Here is a 16,465-nt window from a genome sequence, read left to right on the forward strand (position 1 = left end):
TGATTACCTTCTTCAGTTCCCAGTCCCTCAAACCTGCATCTGGCTGAGGGTCTGCAGCATCTGGTCGGAGGTGGTCACGGCCTTGCTGTTGATTTCGTACGCGCGCTGTGTCTGGATCATGTTCACCAGTTCCTGCACCACGTTCACGTTCGACGCTTCCACATAGCCTTGATTGAGCGTGCCGGCGCCGTTCAGACCGGGCTGCGCAATGTTCGGCGCGCCCGACGAAGCCGTCTCCGAGAACAGGTTCTCGCCCTTTGCATCCAGGCCGGCCGGGTTGATGAAGGTGGCGACCTGCATCGAGCCGAGCTGCTGGGTATTGGTTGAGCCGGCGACGGTGATCGACACCACGCCGTCGCTGCCGATCGTCAGCGAGGTCGCGTTGGTCGGGATCGTGATGGCCGGAATCACCTGATAGCCGCTCGACGTGACGAGCTGCCCTTGGGCGTTGGTCTGGAACGAGCCGTCGCGGGTGTAGGCGGTCGTGCCGTCGGGCATCTGCACCTGGAAGAAGCCCGCGCCGTTGATCGCGATGTCCTTCGAGTTGCCGGTTTGCTGCAGGTTGCCCTGGGTGTACAGACGCTCGGTCGCGACCTGTTGCACGCCGGTGCCGAGCTGGATGCCGGACGGCAGTTCGGTTTGCTGCGTCGAGTTCGCGCCTGGCTGGCGGATGGTCTGATACAGCAGGTCCTCGAACACCGCGCGCGAGCCCTTGAAGCCGTTGGTGCTGACGTTCGCGAGGTTGTTCGAGATCACGTCCATCTGCGCCTGTTGCGCATTCATGCCGGTAGCGGCGATGTAGAGCGAGCGATTCACAATTCTTCTCCTGTGTCGACCGGAGTTGGCGCTTTAGCGCTTACTCCGGTCCCATGCAACGCGGTCGACCGGAGTTGGCGCTTTAGCGCTTACTCCGGTCCCATGCAACGCGGTCGACCGGAGTTGGCGCTTCAGCGCTTACTCCGGTCCCATGCAACGCGGTCGATCGGAGTTGGCGCTTTAGCGCTTACTCCGATCCCATGCAACGCGGTCGACTGGAGTTGGCGCATCAGCGCTTACTCCGGTCCCATGCAACGCGGTCGACTGGAGTTGGCGCATCAGCGCTTACTCCGGTCCCATGTAAAGCGGTCGATCGAAGTTAGCGCTTCAGCACCTACCCCAATCCCATACAAGACGGTCGCCATGTCGGGGCACCCCCGCGGCAACCCGTTAGCTAAAGGTGAGCAGCTGGTTGGCCGACTGATCGTTCTTGTCCGCGTTTTCCAGCAGCTTGGTCTGCATCTGGAACTGGCGCGCGTTGGTGATCATCGAGACCATCGCGCTGACCGGATTCACGTTGCTGCCTTCCAGCGACGCCGGCGCCAGCGTGACAGCCGGATCGGCGTCGGCGGGGTTGCCGTCGGCGGTGCGGAACAGGCCGTCGTCGCCGCGCGTCATGGCTTGCGGGTCCGGATTCACCAGCTTCAGTTGATCGACCGTCACCACGGCGGTCGGCGGATCGCCCGGCGTCAATGCGGACACCGTGCCGTCCTTGCCGATCGTGATCTCCGCGCCCGGCGGCACCGACACCGGCCCGCCGTTGCCGAGCACCACCTGATTGGTGGCGTTCACCAGTTGGCCGTTCTCGTCGACATGCAGATTGCCGGCGCGCGTATAAGCCTCGGTGCCGTCGGCGGCCTGCACCGACAGCCAGCCCGGACCCTGGATCGCCACGTCGAGCGGGTTGCCCGTCTGCTGGATCGGCCCGGGCGTGTAGTCGGCGCCCGGCGTCGACGACAGCACGAAGGTGCGGGTGGTGTTGTCGTTGATCGAGCTGCCGTCGCCGAACGACATCGGCACGGCACGGTAAGTCTCCAACTGCGCGCGAAAGCCGGTGGTCGATGCGTTCGCGAGGTTATTCGCGACGATCGCCTGCTGTTCGAGCGCCTGGGCGCTGCCCGACATCGCGGTGTAGATCAGCCGATCCATGGTGGGGTCCCGGTCGCTTACAGGTTGATCAGGGTCTGGTCGACGGTCTGCTGAGTCTTGATCGTCTGCGCGTTCGCCTGATAGTTGCGTTGCGCGGTGATCAGGTTCACCAGCTCGCTCGTCAGATCGACGTTCGAGTTTTCCACCGCGCCGCCTTGCAGCACGCCGTGGTTGGTCGAGCCCGGCGTGGAGATCTGCGCGACGCCAGAGGCCGAAGTCGCGCCATACTCGTTGTTGCCGAGATCGACGAGGCCGTTCTGGTTCGCGAAGTTCGCCAGCACGATCTGCCCGAGCGCCGAAGTCTGGCCGTTCGAATAGTTGCCGGTCAGCGTGCCGTCGCTCGCGACCGTGAAGCCGGTCAGCGTGCCCGCCGCGAAGCCGTCGGGCTGCAGGCTGTTCACGCCGTCCTTGCCGCCGAATTGCGTGGTGCCGGAGATGTTCAGCGTGATGTTCTGCGGCGTCGACGAACCGTCGGTGGTCGGGATCGAGACGTTGAACGTGAACGGCGTGGCAGTGGTGGTGCCGTTCGCATTGGTCGTGCCGATCAGCGTGCCCGACGAGTTGAAGTTCGCCTGGCCGACCAGCGTCGCCGTGCCGGTCGAGGTGCCCGCGTAGACGTTCCACGTGCCGGCTGACGTCTTCGCGAAGTACATGTTGACCTGCTGCGAACCGCCGAGCGAGTCGTAGACCGTCGTGCTGGTCGAGTAGTTGTACGTCGACGAGCTGTTCTGGTTGAACGCGACCGGCGTCGGCGTGATGGTGTAACTGTCGTTGGCCGCCGGCGTGCCGGAGGCGAACGTCACGGTCTGGCCGTTGCCGAGCGGGATCGCCGTTCCTGCGGTGTAGGTGCCCGTAGTGGTGGTGTTGAGCGTGGTGTCCTTGACCGTGTAACCACCCGCGCCGTCGAAGGTGATCGTGTAGCCGTCGGCGTTCGTGCCTGAGGCGGCGTTGGTGGTCGCCACAGTAGGCGTGCTCTGCGTACCGGCGATGGTGCCGGGCGTCACCGTCGGCGTGCCCAGCATGAGGTTGTCCTGCGCGTTCAGGTTCAGGCCGGCGGCGATCGTGGTGGTCGGCGACGGCGCGATGTTCGCGGTCGGCACCTGCAGCGGTACGGTTTGCGCGGTGTTGATCACGCCACCGTTGCTCGCCGCGTAGCCCATCAGTTGCAGGCCCTGCGCGTTGGTGATGAAGCCGTTCTTGTCGAGCTGGAACACGCCGTTGCGCGAATAGGTCAGCGTGCCGTTGTTGTTCATCTGGTAGAAGCCGTTGCCGTTGATTGCAACGTTCAGCGCCTGGTCGGTCGTGGTGATCGTGCCTTGCGAGAACTGCTGCTGAACTTCGGAGAGCTTCGTGCCGATGCCGACCTGCTGGCTCACTGCCGTCGCCACCGAATTGGCGTACATGTCGGCGAATTCGGCGGTGCCGCTCTTGAAGCCGACGGTGTTGGCGTTGGCGATGTTGTTGCCGATCACGTCGAGATCGGTCGACGACGCCGACAAGCCGCTCAAACCTTGTTGGTAACCCATGACGTTCTCCGTGTCTGGAAAGTCGTAACTGAATTAATCTGAATCAGAGGATCGCGGCGACGCTGGTCAACCCGACCGTCGAACCATTCGACAGGACGAGGCCCGCTGTGCCCGAGCTCTGCGTGACGACGCTTTCCACCGTCGCGCCGGTCAGCGTGGTGGCGGTAGCCTCCTGTCCGTTGATCGTGCCGGTTGCGGTGATCGTGTAGGTGCCGTCGGGCAGCGTGTTGCCCGCCGTGTCGGTCGGCGTCCAGCCCACCGGAATCGTGCCGGCAGACTGCTTGCCGAGGTCGATCGTGTTGACGATCGTGCCGGCCGAGTTCTTCACGACGACCTGCAGGTCGCTCACAGCGCTCGTCAACTGCACGCCGAACGCGCCGGCTTTGCCGCTCGCCACCGCGACCGAGTTGCCCGGCGCGAGCACGGTCGAGCCGATCAGCAGCGCGGCCTGCGACTGCTGGCCTGCGGCGAGCTGCGTCGACAGGGAGCTGAGCGACGTGTTCAGCTGGCTGATGCCCTGCACCGTGCTGATCTGCGCGAGCTGCGAGGTCATCTGCGAGCTGTCCATCGGGTTGGTCGGGTCCTGATTCTTCAACTGCGCGACGAGCAATTGCAGGAACGTGTTCTGCAGGTCGGTGGCCGACGTGCCGCTCGTCGAGCTGGTCGAGCTCGTGCTGCTGCTCGCGCCGTTCATCGTGTCGAGCAGCGTTTGCGAAACGGTCGTGCCGTTGCTGCCGATCGTGGTGTTGGTGGTCAAGGCTCTCTCCTCAGGTTCCGATCGTGAGCGTTTTCAGCATTAGTGCTTTGGCCGTGTTCAGCGTTTCGACGTTGGCCTGATAGGAACGCGAAGCCGAAATCATGTTGACCATTTCCTGCACCGGGTCGACGTTGGGCAGCGTCACATAGCCGTCCGCGTTGGCCGCCGGATTGCCGGGCTCGTAGGCCGTCTTCATCGGCGTAGGGTCGTCGACCACGCCGGTGACCTGCACGCCGCCGACCTGCTGGCCCGACGCCGAGCGAGCGCCGCCGAGCGGGTCAACCGCGAACACGACCTGCTTGGCCTTGTACGGCTGGCCGTCCGGGCCAGTGGTACTGTCCGCGTTGGCGAGATTCGACGCCGTCACGTTGAGCCGCTGCGACTGCGCCGACATCGCGGAGCCAGCAACACTAAAAATATTCATCAGGGATGGCATGGTTTCCTGACCTCTCCTGCCGGTATGAGCCGGCTTCAGTTAAGTCCCGTAGCGATTTGTTCGTGCGTGCTGCCGCGTCTGCCGTTGCATCTGCTGGCGCGTGCGCCGCATGTCCTGTTACGAGCCCGACGTGATCGCCGCGAGCATCGCTTTGATCTGGTTCGACAACACCGTCATGCCCGATTCGAAGTGCAGGGTGTTGTCGGCGAACTGGACCCGCTCGGTGTCGATATCCACCGTGTTGCCGTCGAGCGCGGGCTGCGTCGGAATCCGGTATGCCAGGTTGCCGTAGTCGTCGGGCGTGCCGCCCGTCGCGGTGAGCGTGGCCTTGCCGGCCATGTGGCCCGGCTCGGTCGACGTCATCGACATGCCGCTCGTCACGCCGGCGGGCTGCGTCATCGCCAGCGCCGAGCTGTTCGATGCGCCCTGGCCGGTGGTGCTGCCACCCGTCTTCTTCAGCGCGCCGGCCAGCGACGACGCGAAATCGACGTCGCGCGCCTTGTAGCCCGGTGTATCGGCATTGGCGATATTCGACGACAGCAGCTCCTGCCGATAAGCGCGTACATCCAGCGCCTGGCGGCCGAACGCGAATTCGGAATCGAGTTTGTCCAGCATAGAAATCTCCCGAGACGGTTCCCGAGGCTTCCCGTGACTGCCTCGCTCGAGGGCTGCATCGACCGGGAAGGCCTTTTTGCATGAGGTGCATCTTATGGGCCGAACGCAAGTGGCAATCGGACGAATAACCGGGAAAGGGGGCTTCTATTCAACGTTTGCGCAATGGGAGCGCTCACTAGAATGCAAGGCGTACCGATGCATTCCATGGAGAACCGTGATGGACCAGCCCACTTCCGATTTGCCGCAGCGTGCGAACCGCGCGGCGGCGCATCGTACGGGCTCGCGCGCCGGTCGGCCGGCGCGTGCGATGCGGCTGGCTCCGCGCCTCGCGCTGCGCACCACGTCGCATCTTTTCACGCGGCTGGTGGTGAGCGTGGCGCTGTGGGTCGCGGGCGGCATCGTGCTGCTGCCGGGCGCGAGCCAGGCGCAGGAAGCCGGCGGCCCGATCGTGATTCCGGGTCCGGCTGAAAAGAACCCCGGCGCGCTCGCCGATATCGCACAGCAAATGCAGACGCCGTCGCAGCGCGCGGCGTCAGCCGCGTCGCTGGCCGCCGCCACCGCGCAGTCGATCGGACGCGGGCCCGCGCCACGCGACGCTGATCCGTTTGCGCGTGCCGCCGCGACGAACGGTGCGATCGTGATTGCGGGCGCGAACGAGCCCGCCGCCGCACCGGCGATGATCCGCACCAGCTTCAAACCGGACGCCAACGGCGTCGTCACGATTCCCGCGCCGGGCAATGCCGGCGTGTCGGCGGATGGGGCGCGCGCGACTGCCGCGCCGGCCACGCGCGCGGTCGTGCCGGTGGCAGTGACGCCTGCGCCGGTGAGCCCCGCCGGCGTGCAGCCGGTCGCCGCCAGCGCGCCGCAAGGCAGTGGTTTCGACAGCCTCGCGTCGCGCGGCGAGCCGCCGCAATTCGGCGCGAATGGCAAGCCGGTCGCGACGGCCGCCGCGCTGCCGGGCCGTCCCGTGATCGCCGCGACGCCGGCCGTGCGCCAGCAGGCGCCCGCGGTCGCCCAGAAGAACCTGCAGGCCGCCGTCGTCGCGCAGCCTGCTCCGCTGCCCGGCCAGCAGGATCCCGAAGCGATTCACGCCGCCGCCCTCGCCTTCCTGCAGCAGCAATCCGCCGGCTTGCCCGGCAAGATCGACATCACGGTCGCGCAGGCCTTTCCGCGCGGCCTTACCACCTGCACCGCGCTGGAACCGTTCATGCCGACCGGCGCGCGCCTGTGGGGCCGCACGACCGTCGGCGTGCGCTGCGCGGGCGAGCGGCCATGGACCATTTACCTGCAGGCACGCGTCTCGTTGCACGCCACCTACTATCTGGCCGCGCGCGCGATGGCGCCGGGCGAAGTGCTCACCGCCGCCGACCTCGTAGCGCGCGATGGCGATCTGACCGGCTTGCCGCAGGCGATCGTCACCGACCCGTCGCAGGCGATCGGCTCGGTCTCGCTCGCGCGGATCGCGGGCGGCATGCCGCTGCGCCGCGACATGCTCAAGAGCGCGTCGGCGATCGCGATCGGCCAGACGGTGCGGGTCGTGGCGGCCGGTGACGGATTCTCGATCTCGTCCGAAGGCAGCGCGATGAACAACGCGTCGCCGGGGCAGCAGGTGCGAGTGAAGACCGCGAACGGTCAGATCATCTCGGGCATCGTCAAGGATGGCGCGACGGTGGAGATTCAGCTGTGAACCGGCTGCCCGGCCGCGTCCTCGGGCAGGAAGAGGCCGTGGCGGCGGCTTGGGCGGAAGTGGTGTCGATGGGGCCAGATTGCGCTGAAAAGCCAGGTCCGATGTGGGGCGATTGCGCTAAAGTTTTGATCAACGGTTGCCGTTATCAGGATCAAATCGTTCAGGAAGCCAATCGTGAAAGTCGATTCCACAACCAATTCGAATCTGCCGACGTTGAAAGACGCCCTGTCACGCTCGCAGCAAAGCGACGCCACCCCGGCGGCCAACAGCGCGCCGAGCGCAAGCACGGCCACGCCGGCCGCCGCCAGCGCTTCGGGCGACGCGAGCGTGAGCCTGTCGGGACTGTCGCAGCACTTGCGGAGCCTGGCGGCGTCCGGCTCGGCGGACATCGACACGGCACACGTCGCGTCGATCAAGCAGGCCATCAAGGACGGCACGCTGCAAATGGACTCGGGCAAGATCGCCGACGGCGTCTTGCAGACGGCGCGCGACCTGTTGCAGAACAAAACCTCGTCGACCGGCAATTGATCGACACATCGAAGCGCGGTGGAGTGCCGGCGGCCTTCGACAAACCCGGCTTGCGAGTCACGCGCGAGCCGCTGTGCCTAGCGAGTTGTTGAGATGAAAGACGCCCTGCTTGCCACCCTCATCGAAGAATATTCGACGGTCGAGGCTTTCGCCTCGATTCTGACGCTCGAATCGAAGGCGCTGACCGCCTTGTCGCCGCTGGAGCAGTTGCCCGCGATCGTCGAGAAGAAAACCGAGCTGATCGGCGTGCTCGCCAGGCTCGAGACCGCGCGTGACGCGCAACTGGCCGAGCTGGGCTTTCCGGCCGGCTGGTCCGGCATGGAGCTGGCGGCCAGCACCGATGCGCGGGTCGCCGCTCAATGGACACTGCTGCAAAAAGCAGCGGAGCGCGCCCGCCGCGCCAACACCAACAACGGCGAACTGATCCGCGTACGCATGGACTACAACCAGCGGGCGCTGGCCGCACTGCAGGTGAACGTGCCGCGCAAGGCCGGGTTCTACGGGCCTGATGGCCGGATTCCGGCTCATTCCGCGCTCTGAAAGCGCTACTCATTACTGATTGCCAGCCAGATCCGCTTCCACGAGACATGAACAAAAGGCCCGTCTTTGACGGGCCTTTCGCGTTTTTGCCGCCGCAACTCCCTCGTTTCATTCCCGCCCACCTCGCTCCAACGACCTCAACGTTAGCCATCCGGCTAACTGGCGCACAACGCCGCGCCGCGTTGAAATGACAGCCCCCTATCGAGCTTTGCGCCGTCGCCGCGACTGGGGAGTTGCGGCGCGCTCACCGGCAAAAGCTCTGCCCACTAGCGAGGTTGTGTAATCGTGTGTATAGTTAGAGGAGTGCGACATGAACAGCGCCGAGGCCGCCAAACTGATCCAAACCGATGGCTGGCGGCTCGTCCGGATATCGGGCAGCCACCATCATTTCCGGCACGCGGTAAAGCCCGGTCTCGTGACCATCCCGCATCCGAAAAAGGATCTGCCGCCCGGCACCCTGAACAGCATTCTCAAACAGGCGGGCCTGAAATGAAGAACCTGATTTACCCGATCGCAATCGAGCCTGGAGACCAGCAGCATGCGTTCGGCGTGGTAGTGCCCGACATTCCGGGCTGCCACTCCGCGGGCAACACGCTGGAAGAAGCCTATGCGAACGCCAAAGAGGCCATCGAAGCGCATCTCGAGACACTGATCGACGAAGGCATGCCGCTGCCCGAGCGGCGCTCGCTCGACGAGCATCGGCTCAATCCAGACTTCGCGGGGTTCACATGGGGTTTCGTGACAACGCGCAACATTCCGGCGTTGAAGAAGGCGATCCGCATCAACATCTCGCTGCCCGAGGTACTGGTAGAGGAGATCGACGCGTATGCGCAGGCGCGTGGCATGTCGCGCTCGGCATTTCTCGCGCTTGCCGCCGAACATGAGATGGCCGGCGCGTAAAGAAGGCGGGCGCATGGCGCCGCGCCGTGTCGAACACGGCGCGGCGTTTCAGTTCGCCTCGGCGTTTGCCCAGGCCATTTCCCGTAGCCGCGTGCGCAGGCGCGCAACGGCCTGGCTGTGCAACTGGCACACCCGCGACTCGCTGACTTCCATCACCGCGCCGATTTCGCGCAGGTTCATGCCGCGCTCGTAATACAGCGACATCAGCAGCTTCTCGCGTTCCGGCAGCCGGTCGATCGCTTCCACCAGCGCCGAGCGCAGGCTGTCGTCGAGCAGCGCCGACAGCGGGTCGGAATGGTCCACGCAGTAGCGGTCGAGAAACGGCTCGTCGTCGGCGGAACGGTCGAAGTCTTCGTAGTAGATCAACTGGCTGCCGTGCAGGTCTTGCAGCATTGACTGATACTCGTCGAGCGGCATTTGCAGGTGCTCGGCAATCTCTGTTTCGCTCGCCGAGCGGCCCAGGTTCTGCTCCACCTTGTGCACCGCCGTTTCCACTTCGCGCGAGGTGCGCCGCAAGCTGCGCGGCAACCAGTCGTTGCTGCGCAACTCGTCGAGCATCGCGCCGCGAATCCGCTGGCTGGCGTAGGTCTCGAACTGCGCGCCCTGATCTTCCTTATAGCGGCCCGCGGCATCCAGCAACCCGATCATGCCGGCCTGGATAAGATCGTCGAGATCGACGCTCGCCGGCATCTTGGCGACGAGCTGCAAGCCGAGGCGACGCACAAGCGGTGCGTACTTCGTCAGAACTTCGGCTTGGGAAATCTTTCCCTGGGCGTTATACATCGTGCTTCCCCTTGTCCTTATGCCGCCTCTCAGGCGTGCTGCGCGGACGGTTGGTCGGCGTGCTGCGCCGCTGTAACAGTCGCTGGCCCCATCCATGGCGTTTGCGACGACATCGCTGGCCGCATCGGCCAGTACTGCAATTCGGCGGCGAGGTGCCGCAAGTCGCGCGCAGCCGGTGTCGACGGGAACGCATCGACGACACAACGCGACAACTCCAGGGCTCGCGCCATCCGCGCATCGGCGGCGACGCAGCCGGCGTCTTCCAGCGCCACCGTCAGGTAGCGCCCGGCCACGCCGGCCAGGTTGCCAAACGTCGTGTGCGCGTCGTTCAGGCTTTGGACGTGATTTGTCAGCACGCGAAACTGCGCGATAGCGTGTGCGTAGTGCAGACGCTTCATGCACGCATACGCGTCGGTGATCGCCTGGGCCGACACGCGCGTGACGATCATCACGTCGTGCGCCTGCCTGGCGAATGGCGACAAGTGGCCTTGCTCGTCGAGTTGCGCGTCGATCAGCACGATGTCCGTGGAACCGCCGAGCAGCACGTTGAACTGCTGGGCCGTGTGGCCTTCGCGGTTGTTGCGCGACGCGGCCAGCACCGAAAAACCCAGCGGGTGCCGTGCGGCGGCGGCGTCGAGCGTCATCTCGCCGCGCATCACGGCCGAGAAATTGCCTGCGCCGCGCAAGCCGCCGAGCATCGCGCTCACCGATCTGTCGCCCACGCATTCGTCGATCACCAGCACGTCCTTGCCCTGCTGCGCGAGCGCGGCGGCGAGATTGACCACCACTGTCGTGCATCCCACGCCGTCCGGTCCGCCCGTCACGGCGATCACGCGCGCGCCGCTGCGGGCGAGCATCCGCCGCAGTCCTTCGGCCTGATCCGAAACGAGCTTATCCAAAGCGAACCTCGTGCAGCTCGGCGGTCGAACGTGCTGAAAGTGCCGACAGCAAGGCCGGGATGTCGTCGTCGTGCGGCACGAAGGGCGAGTTGTCGCGCGGAATACAGAAGGCGCTCTTGATCAAGAATTTCCTGGTCCCGACGTACAGGTTCTCCGGCACCTTCTGCCCGGTCGACACGTAGTGCACCGGCAGCTTGTAGCGGATCACCGTATCGAGCACGCCGCCCAGATTGGTCGCTTCATCGAGCTTGGTCAGGATGCAGCCGGCGAGCGGCTGCTGATCCGGCGCGCGCTGATAGGCCTGCACGACTTCGTTGAGCGTATCGCCGTGACTCGTCGCGTTGAGCAGCAGCAGGCGCTGCACCGGCTGACCGGCGCGGCACAGCATCGCGATCTGGTCGGACACGAGGCGGTCGCGCTGGCTCATGCCGATCGTGTCGATCAGCACGATGTGCTTGTTGCGCAGTTCGGAGAGCGCGAGTTGCAGGTCGGCGCCGTCTTTCACCGCATGAACCGACACGCCGAGAATCTTGCCAAAAATGCGCAGTTGCTCGTGGCCGCCGATCCGGTAGCTGTCGGTGGTGAGCAGCGCGACCTTGCTGGCGCCAAAGCGCATCACGCAGCGCGCGGCGAGCTTCGCGGTGGTGGTCGTCTTGCCGACGCCCGTCGGGCCCATCAGCGCAAACACACCGCCGCGCTCCATCAGCGCGTCTTCGTCTTCCATCACCGGCAGGTTCGATTCGAGGACCGAGCGTACCCAGTCCATGCCGCCGTCCATCGTGTCGATGTCGTCGGGCAGGTTGTCGATCATCATCTGCACCAGCTGAGCGGAAAAGCCCGCGGCGAACAGATGCTTGGTGAGCGCGCCGCGCGCCGGATTGCGGCGTTGACGCTCGCCCCACAGCAAGCCGGCGAAGTGTTCTTCCATCATCCCGCGCATCGACGACAATTCGTTCATCACGGTGTCGTTGACGACCTGCTCCATGCGCGCCTTGATCGCTTCGGCAACCGAGGCCGGCGTGCGGGTGTCGTCGTTGCTGGGCTGAGCCGGCGCGTTTTTCTGCGCCGTGCGGCGCGCGGCGACTTGCGCGGCTTCGCGGGCCCATTCAGGTGTGTCGGTCGCGGGCACGGCGGCGGCCGGTTGCGCGGCGGGTCGCGCGACTTCGACGGCGGCGCCGAGTCCCTTGGCGGCGGCGACGGCCGGCGTCATCGCGTCGGGGCGTGCGCTGTATTCGCCTTGCTCTTGCTGCTGTTCGGCGGCGATGCGGCGCGCGTGGTCGATCAGCCACGGGTTCGATTCGGCCATCGTGCGCGGCGCGGCGGCATCGGTCTTCGAATCGGCGGGCGTGACGGGCACGCCGACGGCTTTAAGGAGGTCGGCACGGATGTCCTCCGACAAACGAGCCGCCGCTGCGCGGGCGGTCGGCCCTGCGGGAATCTGTTGCGCAACCGGTTGATGAGCTTGTTGGCTGACAGCCGGCGCGGCATTCACTGCGGCGCCCCGCAAGGCCGTCGCCTGGGGCTTCGCTTTCGACGCCACGGATTTCAGCGCGGTCGTCGGCGCTTCATTCACAGGCACGCTCACTGGCGCGCTCGCTGACATCGTTTCGGCACCCGCTTCCGGGCTCGCGCCGAACACCGACGAGAACACATCGGGCATGCCGCTCGCGTACGGATTCGCCTGCATGGCCGGCAGTGCACGCGGTGCGACAAGGGGCTGCTGTCCAGCGTTCGAACCCGTCGGCGCGGCCAATGCAGCGCTTACGCCATTGCGAGCCTTGGGCGTGAGGGCTGCGAGATCGCTGTCGGCCAGTGCGACGATCTCGACGCTGCCGTCGTCCATCGTGCGATTGGACAACACGACCGCATCCGGGCCAAGCGCTTCACGAACCAGACGCAGAGCATCGCGACTGGTGGCACCGACAAATTTACGAATGTTCAAGCTGGACCCCCAATGAGGTATTCGGACTGACGGACCGGCAACACACCGCTTCCCATTGAGATCAATTATTGCGAAAGATGTCGAGCGACGATCGATGGATAAAGACCGTTAAAGGTAGGCAATTCGCGCGATGGAACGGCGGCCGAGGCAACGCGCGCGCGGGTTTCAACGGGGCCCCGAGCGGGGCCGCGCGGCGCTTTCGGCGGCGTCGAACGGATGCGCCGGACCGCGCGGGCCAATGCAAAGTAAGGCGTCGGAATGAAAACCGGCGCCCAAAGGGGCGCCGGTAAAAGCTGCAATGGCGGGCTGCGGGTTGTGGGTTGTCGGTTGTGGGTTGCGAGTTCTAAGCCGCAGCTGCCCATGCCGCGCGTCAGCCGTGCGCGCCGATCAGATTCACTACCTTGACGTTGCGCGTGTCGGGCACTTCCGCATACGAGAGCACCTTCAACTGCGGCAGGCTGCGGCGCAGGAAGCGCGCGAGCATCGGCCGCAATGCGTGCTGCACCAGCAGCACCGGCGCGAGGCCGAGGTTCTGCTGACGCATCATTGCCTTCTGCGTTTCGTTCAGCAGCGTGTTCGCGAGGCCCGGTTCCAGTCCCGGGTTCGGGCCGGTCGCGAGTGCCTGCGACAACACCCGCTCCAGATTCGAGTCGAGGCCCATCACCTGCATGTCGCCGGTGCCGGGGAACCACTGCTGCGTAATCGCGCGACCCAGCGCGAGGCGCACGGCGGCGGTGAGATCGTGGGCGTCGGTGATCTTCGGCGTGTGCTCGGACAGCGCTTCGAGAATCGTACGCAGGTCGCGGATCGGCACGCCTTCTTCCAGCAGGTTTTGCAGCACCTTTTGCAACGTGGTGAGCGGCAGCGTCTTCGGCACCAGATCGTCGACCAGCGACGGCGTGTCTTTCTGCATCCGTTCGAGCAGCGCCTGAACTTCGCGGCGGCCGAGCAGTTCCGACGCGTGCGTCACCACCAGGTGATTCAGATGGGTCGCGACCACCGTACTCGAATCGACCACCGTGTAGCCATACACCTGCGCCTGTTCGCGCAGATTCGTGTCGATCCAGATGGCCGGCAGCCCGAACGCCGGGTCTTGCGTCGGCGTGCCCGGCAGCGAGGCGGAGACCTGGCCGGGATTGATCGCCAGCCATTGGCCCGGATACGCTTCGCCTGCGCCCACTTCGACGCCCTTGAGCGCGATGCGATAGCCGTTCGGCCGCAATTCGAGGTTGTCGCGGATATGAATGACGGGCGGCAGGAAGCCGATTTCCTGCGCGAACTTCTTGCGGATGCTCTTGATCCGCTTGAGCAGTTCGCCGTCCGAGTTCTTGTCGACGAGCGGAATCAGCCGGTAGCCGACTTCGAGGCCGAGCGCGTCGATCATCGTCACGTCGTCCCAGCTCGCCTCGGCGTTCTCAACCGGGGTCATCGCGGCCGGCGCAATATCGACGAGCGCCGTGCTGGTCCTGCGTTCCTCGGCGCGCTTTTTCATCGTGCGGCCGAGTTGAATCAGACCGCCGCCGAGCAACAGAAACGCGAAGTGCGGCATGTTAGGGATCAGGCCCATCAGCACGAGAATGCAGCCCGTGATCACCAGCACACGCGGATTCGTGAACAGCTGGCCGGTGAGCTGGGTGCCGATGTCCTCGTTGGTCGCGACGCGCGACACGATCACGCCGGCGGCGGTCGAAATCACCAGCGACGGAATCTGCGCGACGAGGCCGTCGCCGATCGTCAACAGCGTGTAGTTCTTGCCCGCCGCCGCGAAATCCATGTTGTGCTGAACCATCCCGACGATCAGCCCGCCGACGATGTTGATCACCATGATCAGCAGACCGGCGATCGCGTCGCCGCGCACGAACTTGCTCGCGCCGTCCATCGAGCCGTAGAACTCGGCTTCCTGCGAGACTTCCGAGCGGCGCTTGCGCGCCTGCTCCTCGTTGATGAGGCCGGCGTTCAGATCGGCGTCGATCGCCATCTGCTTGCCGGGCATCGCGTCGAGCGTGAAGCGCGCGGACACTTCCGCGATCCGTCCCGCGCCCTTGGTGATCACCATAAAGTTGATCACCATCAAAATGACGAAGACGACGATACCGACCGCGAAATTGCCGCCCACGAGGAAGTGGCCGAACGACTCGATCACCTGGCCGGCCGCGTCCGGACCGGTGTGGCCTTCGAGCAGCACGACCCGCGTGGACGCCACGTTCAGCGAGAGCCGCAGCAGCGTCGAGAACAGCAGCACGCTCGGGAACGCGGCGAAGTCGAGCGGCTTCATCGTGTACATGCTGACGAGCAGCACCATCACCGAAAGCGCGATGTTGAAGGTGAACAGCAGGTCCAGCAGGAACGGCGGCAACGGCAGAATCATCATGCCGAGAATCATGCAGATCAGCACCGGCCCGGCGAGGGCGCGCAAATTGGTGCTGCTCAAGGCATCCGGCCGTCGGGCGAGGAAACCGGCGCGAGCGTTCATGCGGAGGCTCCTGGAGCGTCGTCGTTAGCGGGATTGTCGGGGTTGAGCGTATCGGCGGCTTCCTGATCGGCTTCATCGTCCGATACACCGCCCTTGTCGAGTTCCGCCGGCACGTCGAGTTCGGTCGGTGCGACCGGCACGACGCCGCCTTCGGTTTTGAAGCGTCGCAACTGGTACACCCACGCGAGCACTTCGGCGACCGCGCCATACAGCGGGCCGGGAATCTCGCGGTTCAGATCGACGTTGTGATACAGCGCCCGCGCGAGCGGCGGCGCTTCGAGCAGCGGCACGTTGTGCTCGGCGGCCAGTTCGCGAATCCGCGCGGCCACCAGGTTCACGCCCTTGGCGACCACCTTCGGCGCGCGCATCTCGCCGTCGGCGTATTGCAGCGCGACCGCGAAGTGCGTCGGGTTGGTCACCACCACGTCGGCCTTCGGCACCTGCGACATCATCCGGCGACGCGCAATGGCGCGCTGCTGCTGGCGAATCTTGCCCTTGATGTGCGGATCGCCTTCGCTTTCGCGATGCTCGCGCTTCACTTCTTCCTTCGTCATGCGCAGCTTCTTCTGGAACTGCCACAGTTGGTACGGCACATCCAGCGCCGCCACCGCGAACATGCCGGCCACCGTCATCCCGCAGCACACGGCGATCAGATGCACGGAATTGGCGAGCGCGAGATTCAGCGGCTGGGTGGCGAGCGCGAGAATTTCGTCGCGGCGATTCCAGATCGACGTGCCGCCGATGATCCCCACCACCAGCGTCTTCGCGAGCGACATGCCGAGCTGGATCGGCCCATTGATCGAAAACATCCGGCCAAAGCCTGCAATCGGATCGAGCCGGCTGAACTTCGCCTCGAACCCTTTCGCCGACAGCTGCCAGCCGCCCAGCGCCAGCGGCGCGAGCAATGCGGCGAAGCCGGTGAAGCCGAGCACCGGCAGCAGCGCGTAGAGGCCTTCGCGGCCAGCTGCGCCCGCACCGATCAGCATGCGGCTGGTCTGGAAGCTGCTGGCGTGGTCGAACGTGAGCGACGCGCGCAGCATGTTCTGCAAATGCTCGCCGATACTGCTAGACATCCCCCATGCGCCGTAGAAACCCGCCGCCAGCAGCGCGAACGTCGACAGTTCCCGCGAGCGCACGATCTGCCCTTCCTCGCGCGCCTTCTGCAGGCGCCGGGGAGTGGCTGATTCGGTTTTTTCGAGGTCGCTGTCCTCTGCCACACAAGCTCTCCAGTCGGGCGAGGCATGGCGCCTCTTTCCAGTGAGAGCGATTATTCCCGCTCGACGCAAGCGGCGATCGGCGGATAAGGGCGGAGAAAGGGGGGTATTTCGACGGATGAGCGCGAGGCGCCCCCCCGGGTTTGGCCCCGGGGCCCCGGGGGGGGGGGTGGGCCCCGGGGCCCCCCCCCGGGAAGGGC

16 protein-coding genes are annotated in these 16,465 nt (G+C 65.4%); 5 read left to right on the forward strand and 11 right to left on the reverse strand.

From position 1 onward, the window contains the following. Positions 1-27 precede the first annotated feature (27 nt). The 6 genes from flgG to flgB form a co-directional block, all read right to left on the reverse strand. Complete coding sequence (gene flgG / locus P0D89_RS13645) at positions 28-816, reverse strand: flagellar basal-body rod protein FlgG (protein WP_408363709.1); 789 nt, start codon at positions 814-816, stop codon at positions 28-30. A 390-nt stretch (positions 817-1,206) separates the two neighbouring features. Beyond that, positions 1,207-1,965, reverse strand: a complete 759-nt coding sequence (gene flgF / locus P0D89_RS13650) for a flagellar basal-body rod protein FlgF (RefSeq protein ID WP_408363707.1) — start codon at positions 1,963-1,965, stop codon at positions 1,207-1,209. Positions 1,966-1,982: 17 nt separating this feature from the next. Continuing rightward, a complete protein-coding gene (locus tag P0D89_RS13655) occupies positions 1,983-3,491 on the reverse strand; it encodes a flagellar hook protein FlgE (RefSeq protein ID WP_408363705.1) in 1,509 nt (502 codons plus the stop codon). A 43-nt stretch (positions 3,492-3,534) separates the two neighbouring features. After that, positions 3,535-4,248: a flagellar hook assembly protein FlgD gene (locus tag P0D89_RS13660; RefSeq protein ID WP_408363703.1), complete on the reverse strand. Its 714-nt coding sequence runs from the start codon at positions 4,246-4,248 to the stop codon at positions 3,535-3,537. A gap of 10 nt (positions 4,249-4,258) precedes the next feature. Beyond that, positions 4,259-4,684, reverse strand: coding sequence for a flagellar basal body rod protein FlgC (flgC, locus tag P0D89_RS13665; protein WP_408363701.1), 426 nt, complete (start codon positions 4,682-4,684; stop codon positions 4,259-4,261). Positions 4,685-4,801: 117 nt separating this feature from the next. Further along, positions 4,802-5,299 (reverse strand): flagellar basal body rod protein FlgB, encoded by a 498-nt coding sequence (flgB, locus tag P0D89_RS13670; protein ID WP_408363699.1) that lies wholly within the window; start codon positions 5,297-5,299, stop codon positions 4,802-4,804. 217 nt (positions 5,300-5,516) lie between these two features. Between flgB and flgA the strand changes: the two genes are divergently transcribed. From flgA to P0D89_RS13695, 5 genes are all read left to right on the forward strand, one after another. Beyond that, positions 5,517-6,986, forward strand: a complete 1,470-nt coding sequence (gene flgA / locus P0D89_RS13675; RefSeq protein ID WP_408363697.1) for a flagellar basal body P-ring formation chaperone FlgA — start codon at positions 5,517-5,519, stop codon at positions 6,984-6,986. A 174-nt stretch (positions 6,987-7,160) separates the two neighbouring features. Beyond that, positions 7,161-7,514, forward strand: a complete 354-nt coding sequence (flgM, locus tag P0D89_RS13680) for a flagellar biosynthesis anti-sigma factor FlgM (RefSeq protein WP_408363695.1) — start codon at positions 7,161-7,163, stop codon at positions 7,512-7,514. A 93-nt stretch (positions 7,515-7,607) separates the two neighbouring features. Then, positions 7,608-8,054 (forward strand): flagella synthesis protein FlgN, encoded by a 447-nt coding sequence (locus P0D89_RS13685; protein WP_408363693.1) that lies wholly within the window; start codon positions 7,608-7,610, stop codon positions 8,052-8,054. A gap of 310 nt (positions 8,055-8,364) precedes the next feature. After that, a complete protein-coding gene (locus P0D89_RS13690) occupies positions 8,365-8,547 on the forward strand; it encodes a type II toxin-antitoxin system HicA family toxin (RefSeq protein ID WP_408363691.1) in 183 nt (60 codons plus the stop codon). Beyond that, positions 8,544-8,954 (forward strand): type II toxin-antitoxin system HicB family antitoxin, encoded by a 411-nt coding sequence (locus P0D89_RS13695; RefSeq protein WP_408363689.1) that lies wholly within the window; start codon positions 8,544-8,546, stop codon positions 8,952-8,954. Before P0D89_RS13690 ends, P0D89_RS13695 begins: the two co-directional genes overlap by 4 nt. Before the next feature lie 48 nt (positions 8,955-9,002). Here P0D89_RS13695 and P0D89_RS13700 read toward each other — a convergent pair whose 3' ends face one another. From P0D89_RS13700 to flhB, 5 genes are all read right to left on the reverse strand, one after another. Continuing rightward, entirely contained in the window at positions 9,003-9,737 is a 735-nt protein-coding gene (locus tag P0D89_RS13700) for an RNA polymerase sigma factor FliA (protein WP_149669952.1), read from the reverse strand. A gap of 29 nt (positions 9,738-9,766) precedes the next feature. Continuing rightward, positions 9,767-10,636, reverse strand: coding sequence for a MinD/ParA family ATP-binding protein (locus P0D89_RS13705; protein ID WP_408363686.1), 870 nt, complete (start codon positions 10,634-10,636; stop codon positions 9,767-9,769). Continuing rightward, the gene (flhF, locus tag P0D89_RS13710) at positions 10,629-12,578 is read right to left on the reverse strand and encodes a flagellar biosynthesis GTPase FlhF (RefSeq protein ID WP_408363684.1); all 1,950 of its coding nucleotides are present in this window, start codon (positions 12,576-12,578) and stop codon (positions 10,629-10,631) included. Before flhF ends, P0D89_RS13705 begins: the two co-directional genes overlap by 8 nt. A 370-nt stretch (positions 12,579-12,948) precedes the next feature. Beyond that, positions 12,949-15,051, reverse strand: coding sequence for a flagellar biosynthesis protein FlhA (flhA, locus tag P0D89_RS13715; protein ID WP_408363682.1), 2,103 nt, complete (start codon positions 15,049-15,051; stop codon positions 12,949-12,951). Continuing rightward, entirely contained in the window at positions 15,048-16,268 is a 1,221-nt protein-coding gene (flhB, locus tag P0D89_RS13720) for a flagellar biosynthesis protein FlhB (protein WP_408363680.1), read from the reverse strand. Before flhB ends, flhA begins: the two co-directional genes overlap by 4 nt. Positions 16,269-16,465: the final 197 nt, after the last annotated feature.

The sequence above is a fragment of the Paraburkholderia sp. RL18-085-BIA-A genome (assembly GCF_046027075.1).
Classification (GTDB): Bacteria; Pseudomonadota; Gammaproteobacteria; order Burkholderiales; family Burkholderiaceae; genus Paraburkholderia.

Bases quoted from the DNA above. Each gene is read 5' to 3' on its own strand.
- P0D89_RS13685 (WP_408363693.1), top strand. From the start codon at position 7,608: ATGAAAGACGCCCTGCTTGCCACCCTCATCGAAGAATATTCGACGGTC.
- flgA (WP_408363697.1), top strand. From the start codon at position 5,517: ATGGACCAGCCCACTTCCGATTTGCCGCAGCGTGCGAACCGCGCGGCG.
- flgC (WP_408363701.1), bottom strand. From the start codon at position 4,684: ATGCCATCCCTGATGAATATTTTTAGTGTTGCTGGCTCCGCGATGTCG.
- P0D89_RS13655 (WP_408363705.1), bottom strand. From the start codon at position 3,491: ATGGGTTACCAACAAGGTTTGAGCGGCTTGTCGGCGTCGTCGACCGAT.
- P0D89_RS13700 (WP_149669952.1), bottom strand. From the start codon at position 9,737: ATGTATAACGCCCAGGGAAAGATTTCCCAAGCCGAAGTTCTGACGAAG.
- flgB (WP_408363699.1), bottom strand. From the start codon at position 5,299: ATGCTGGACAAACTCGATTCCGAATTCGCGTTCGGCCGCCAGGCGCTG.
- P0D89_RS13695 (WP_408363689.1), top strand. From the start codon at position 8,544: ATGAAGAACCTGATTTACCCGATCGCAATCGAGCCTGGAGACCAGCAG.
- P0D89_RS13690 (WP_408363691.1), top strand. From the start codon at position 8,365: ATGAACAGCGCCGAGGCCGCCAAACTGATCCAAACCGATGGCTGGCGG.
- flhA (WP_408363682.1), bottom strand. From the start codon at position 15,051: ATGAACGCTCGCGCCGGTTTCCTCGCCCGACGGCCGGATGCCTTGAGC.
- flgF (WP_408363707.1), bottom strand. From the start codon at position 1,965: ATGGATCGGCTGATCTACACCGCGATGTCGGGCAGCGCCCAGGCGCTC.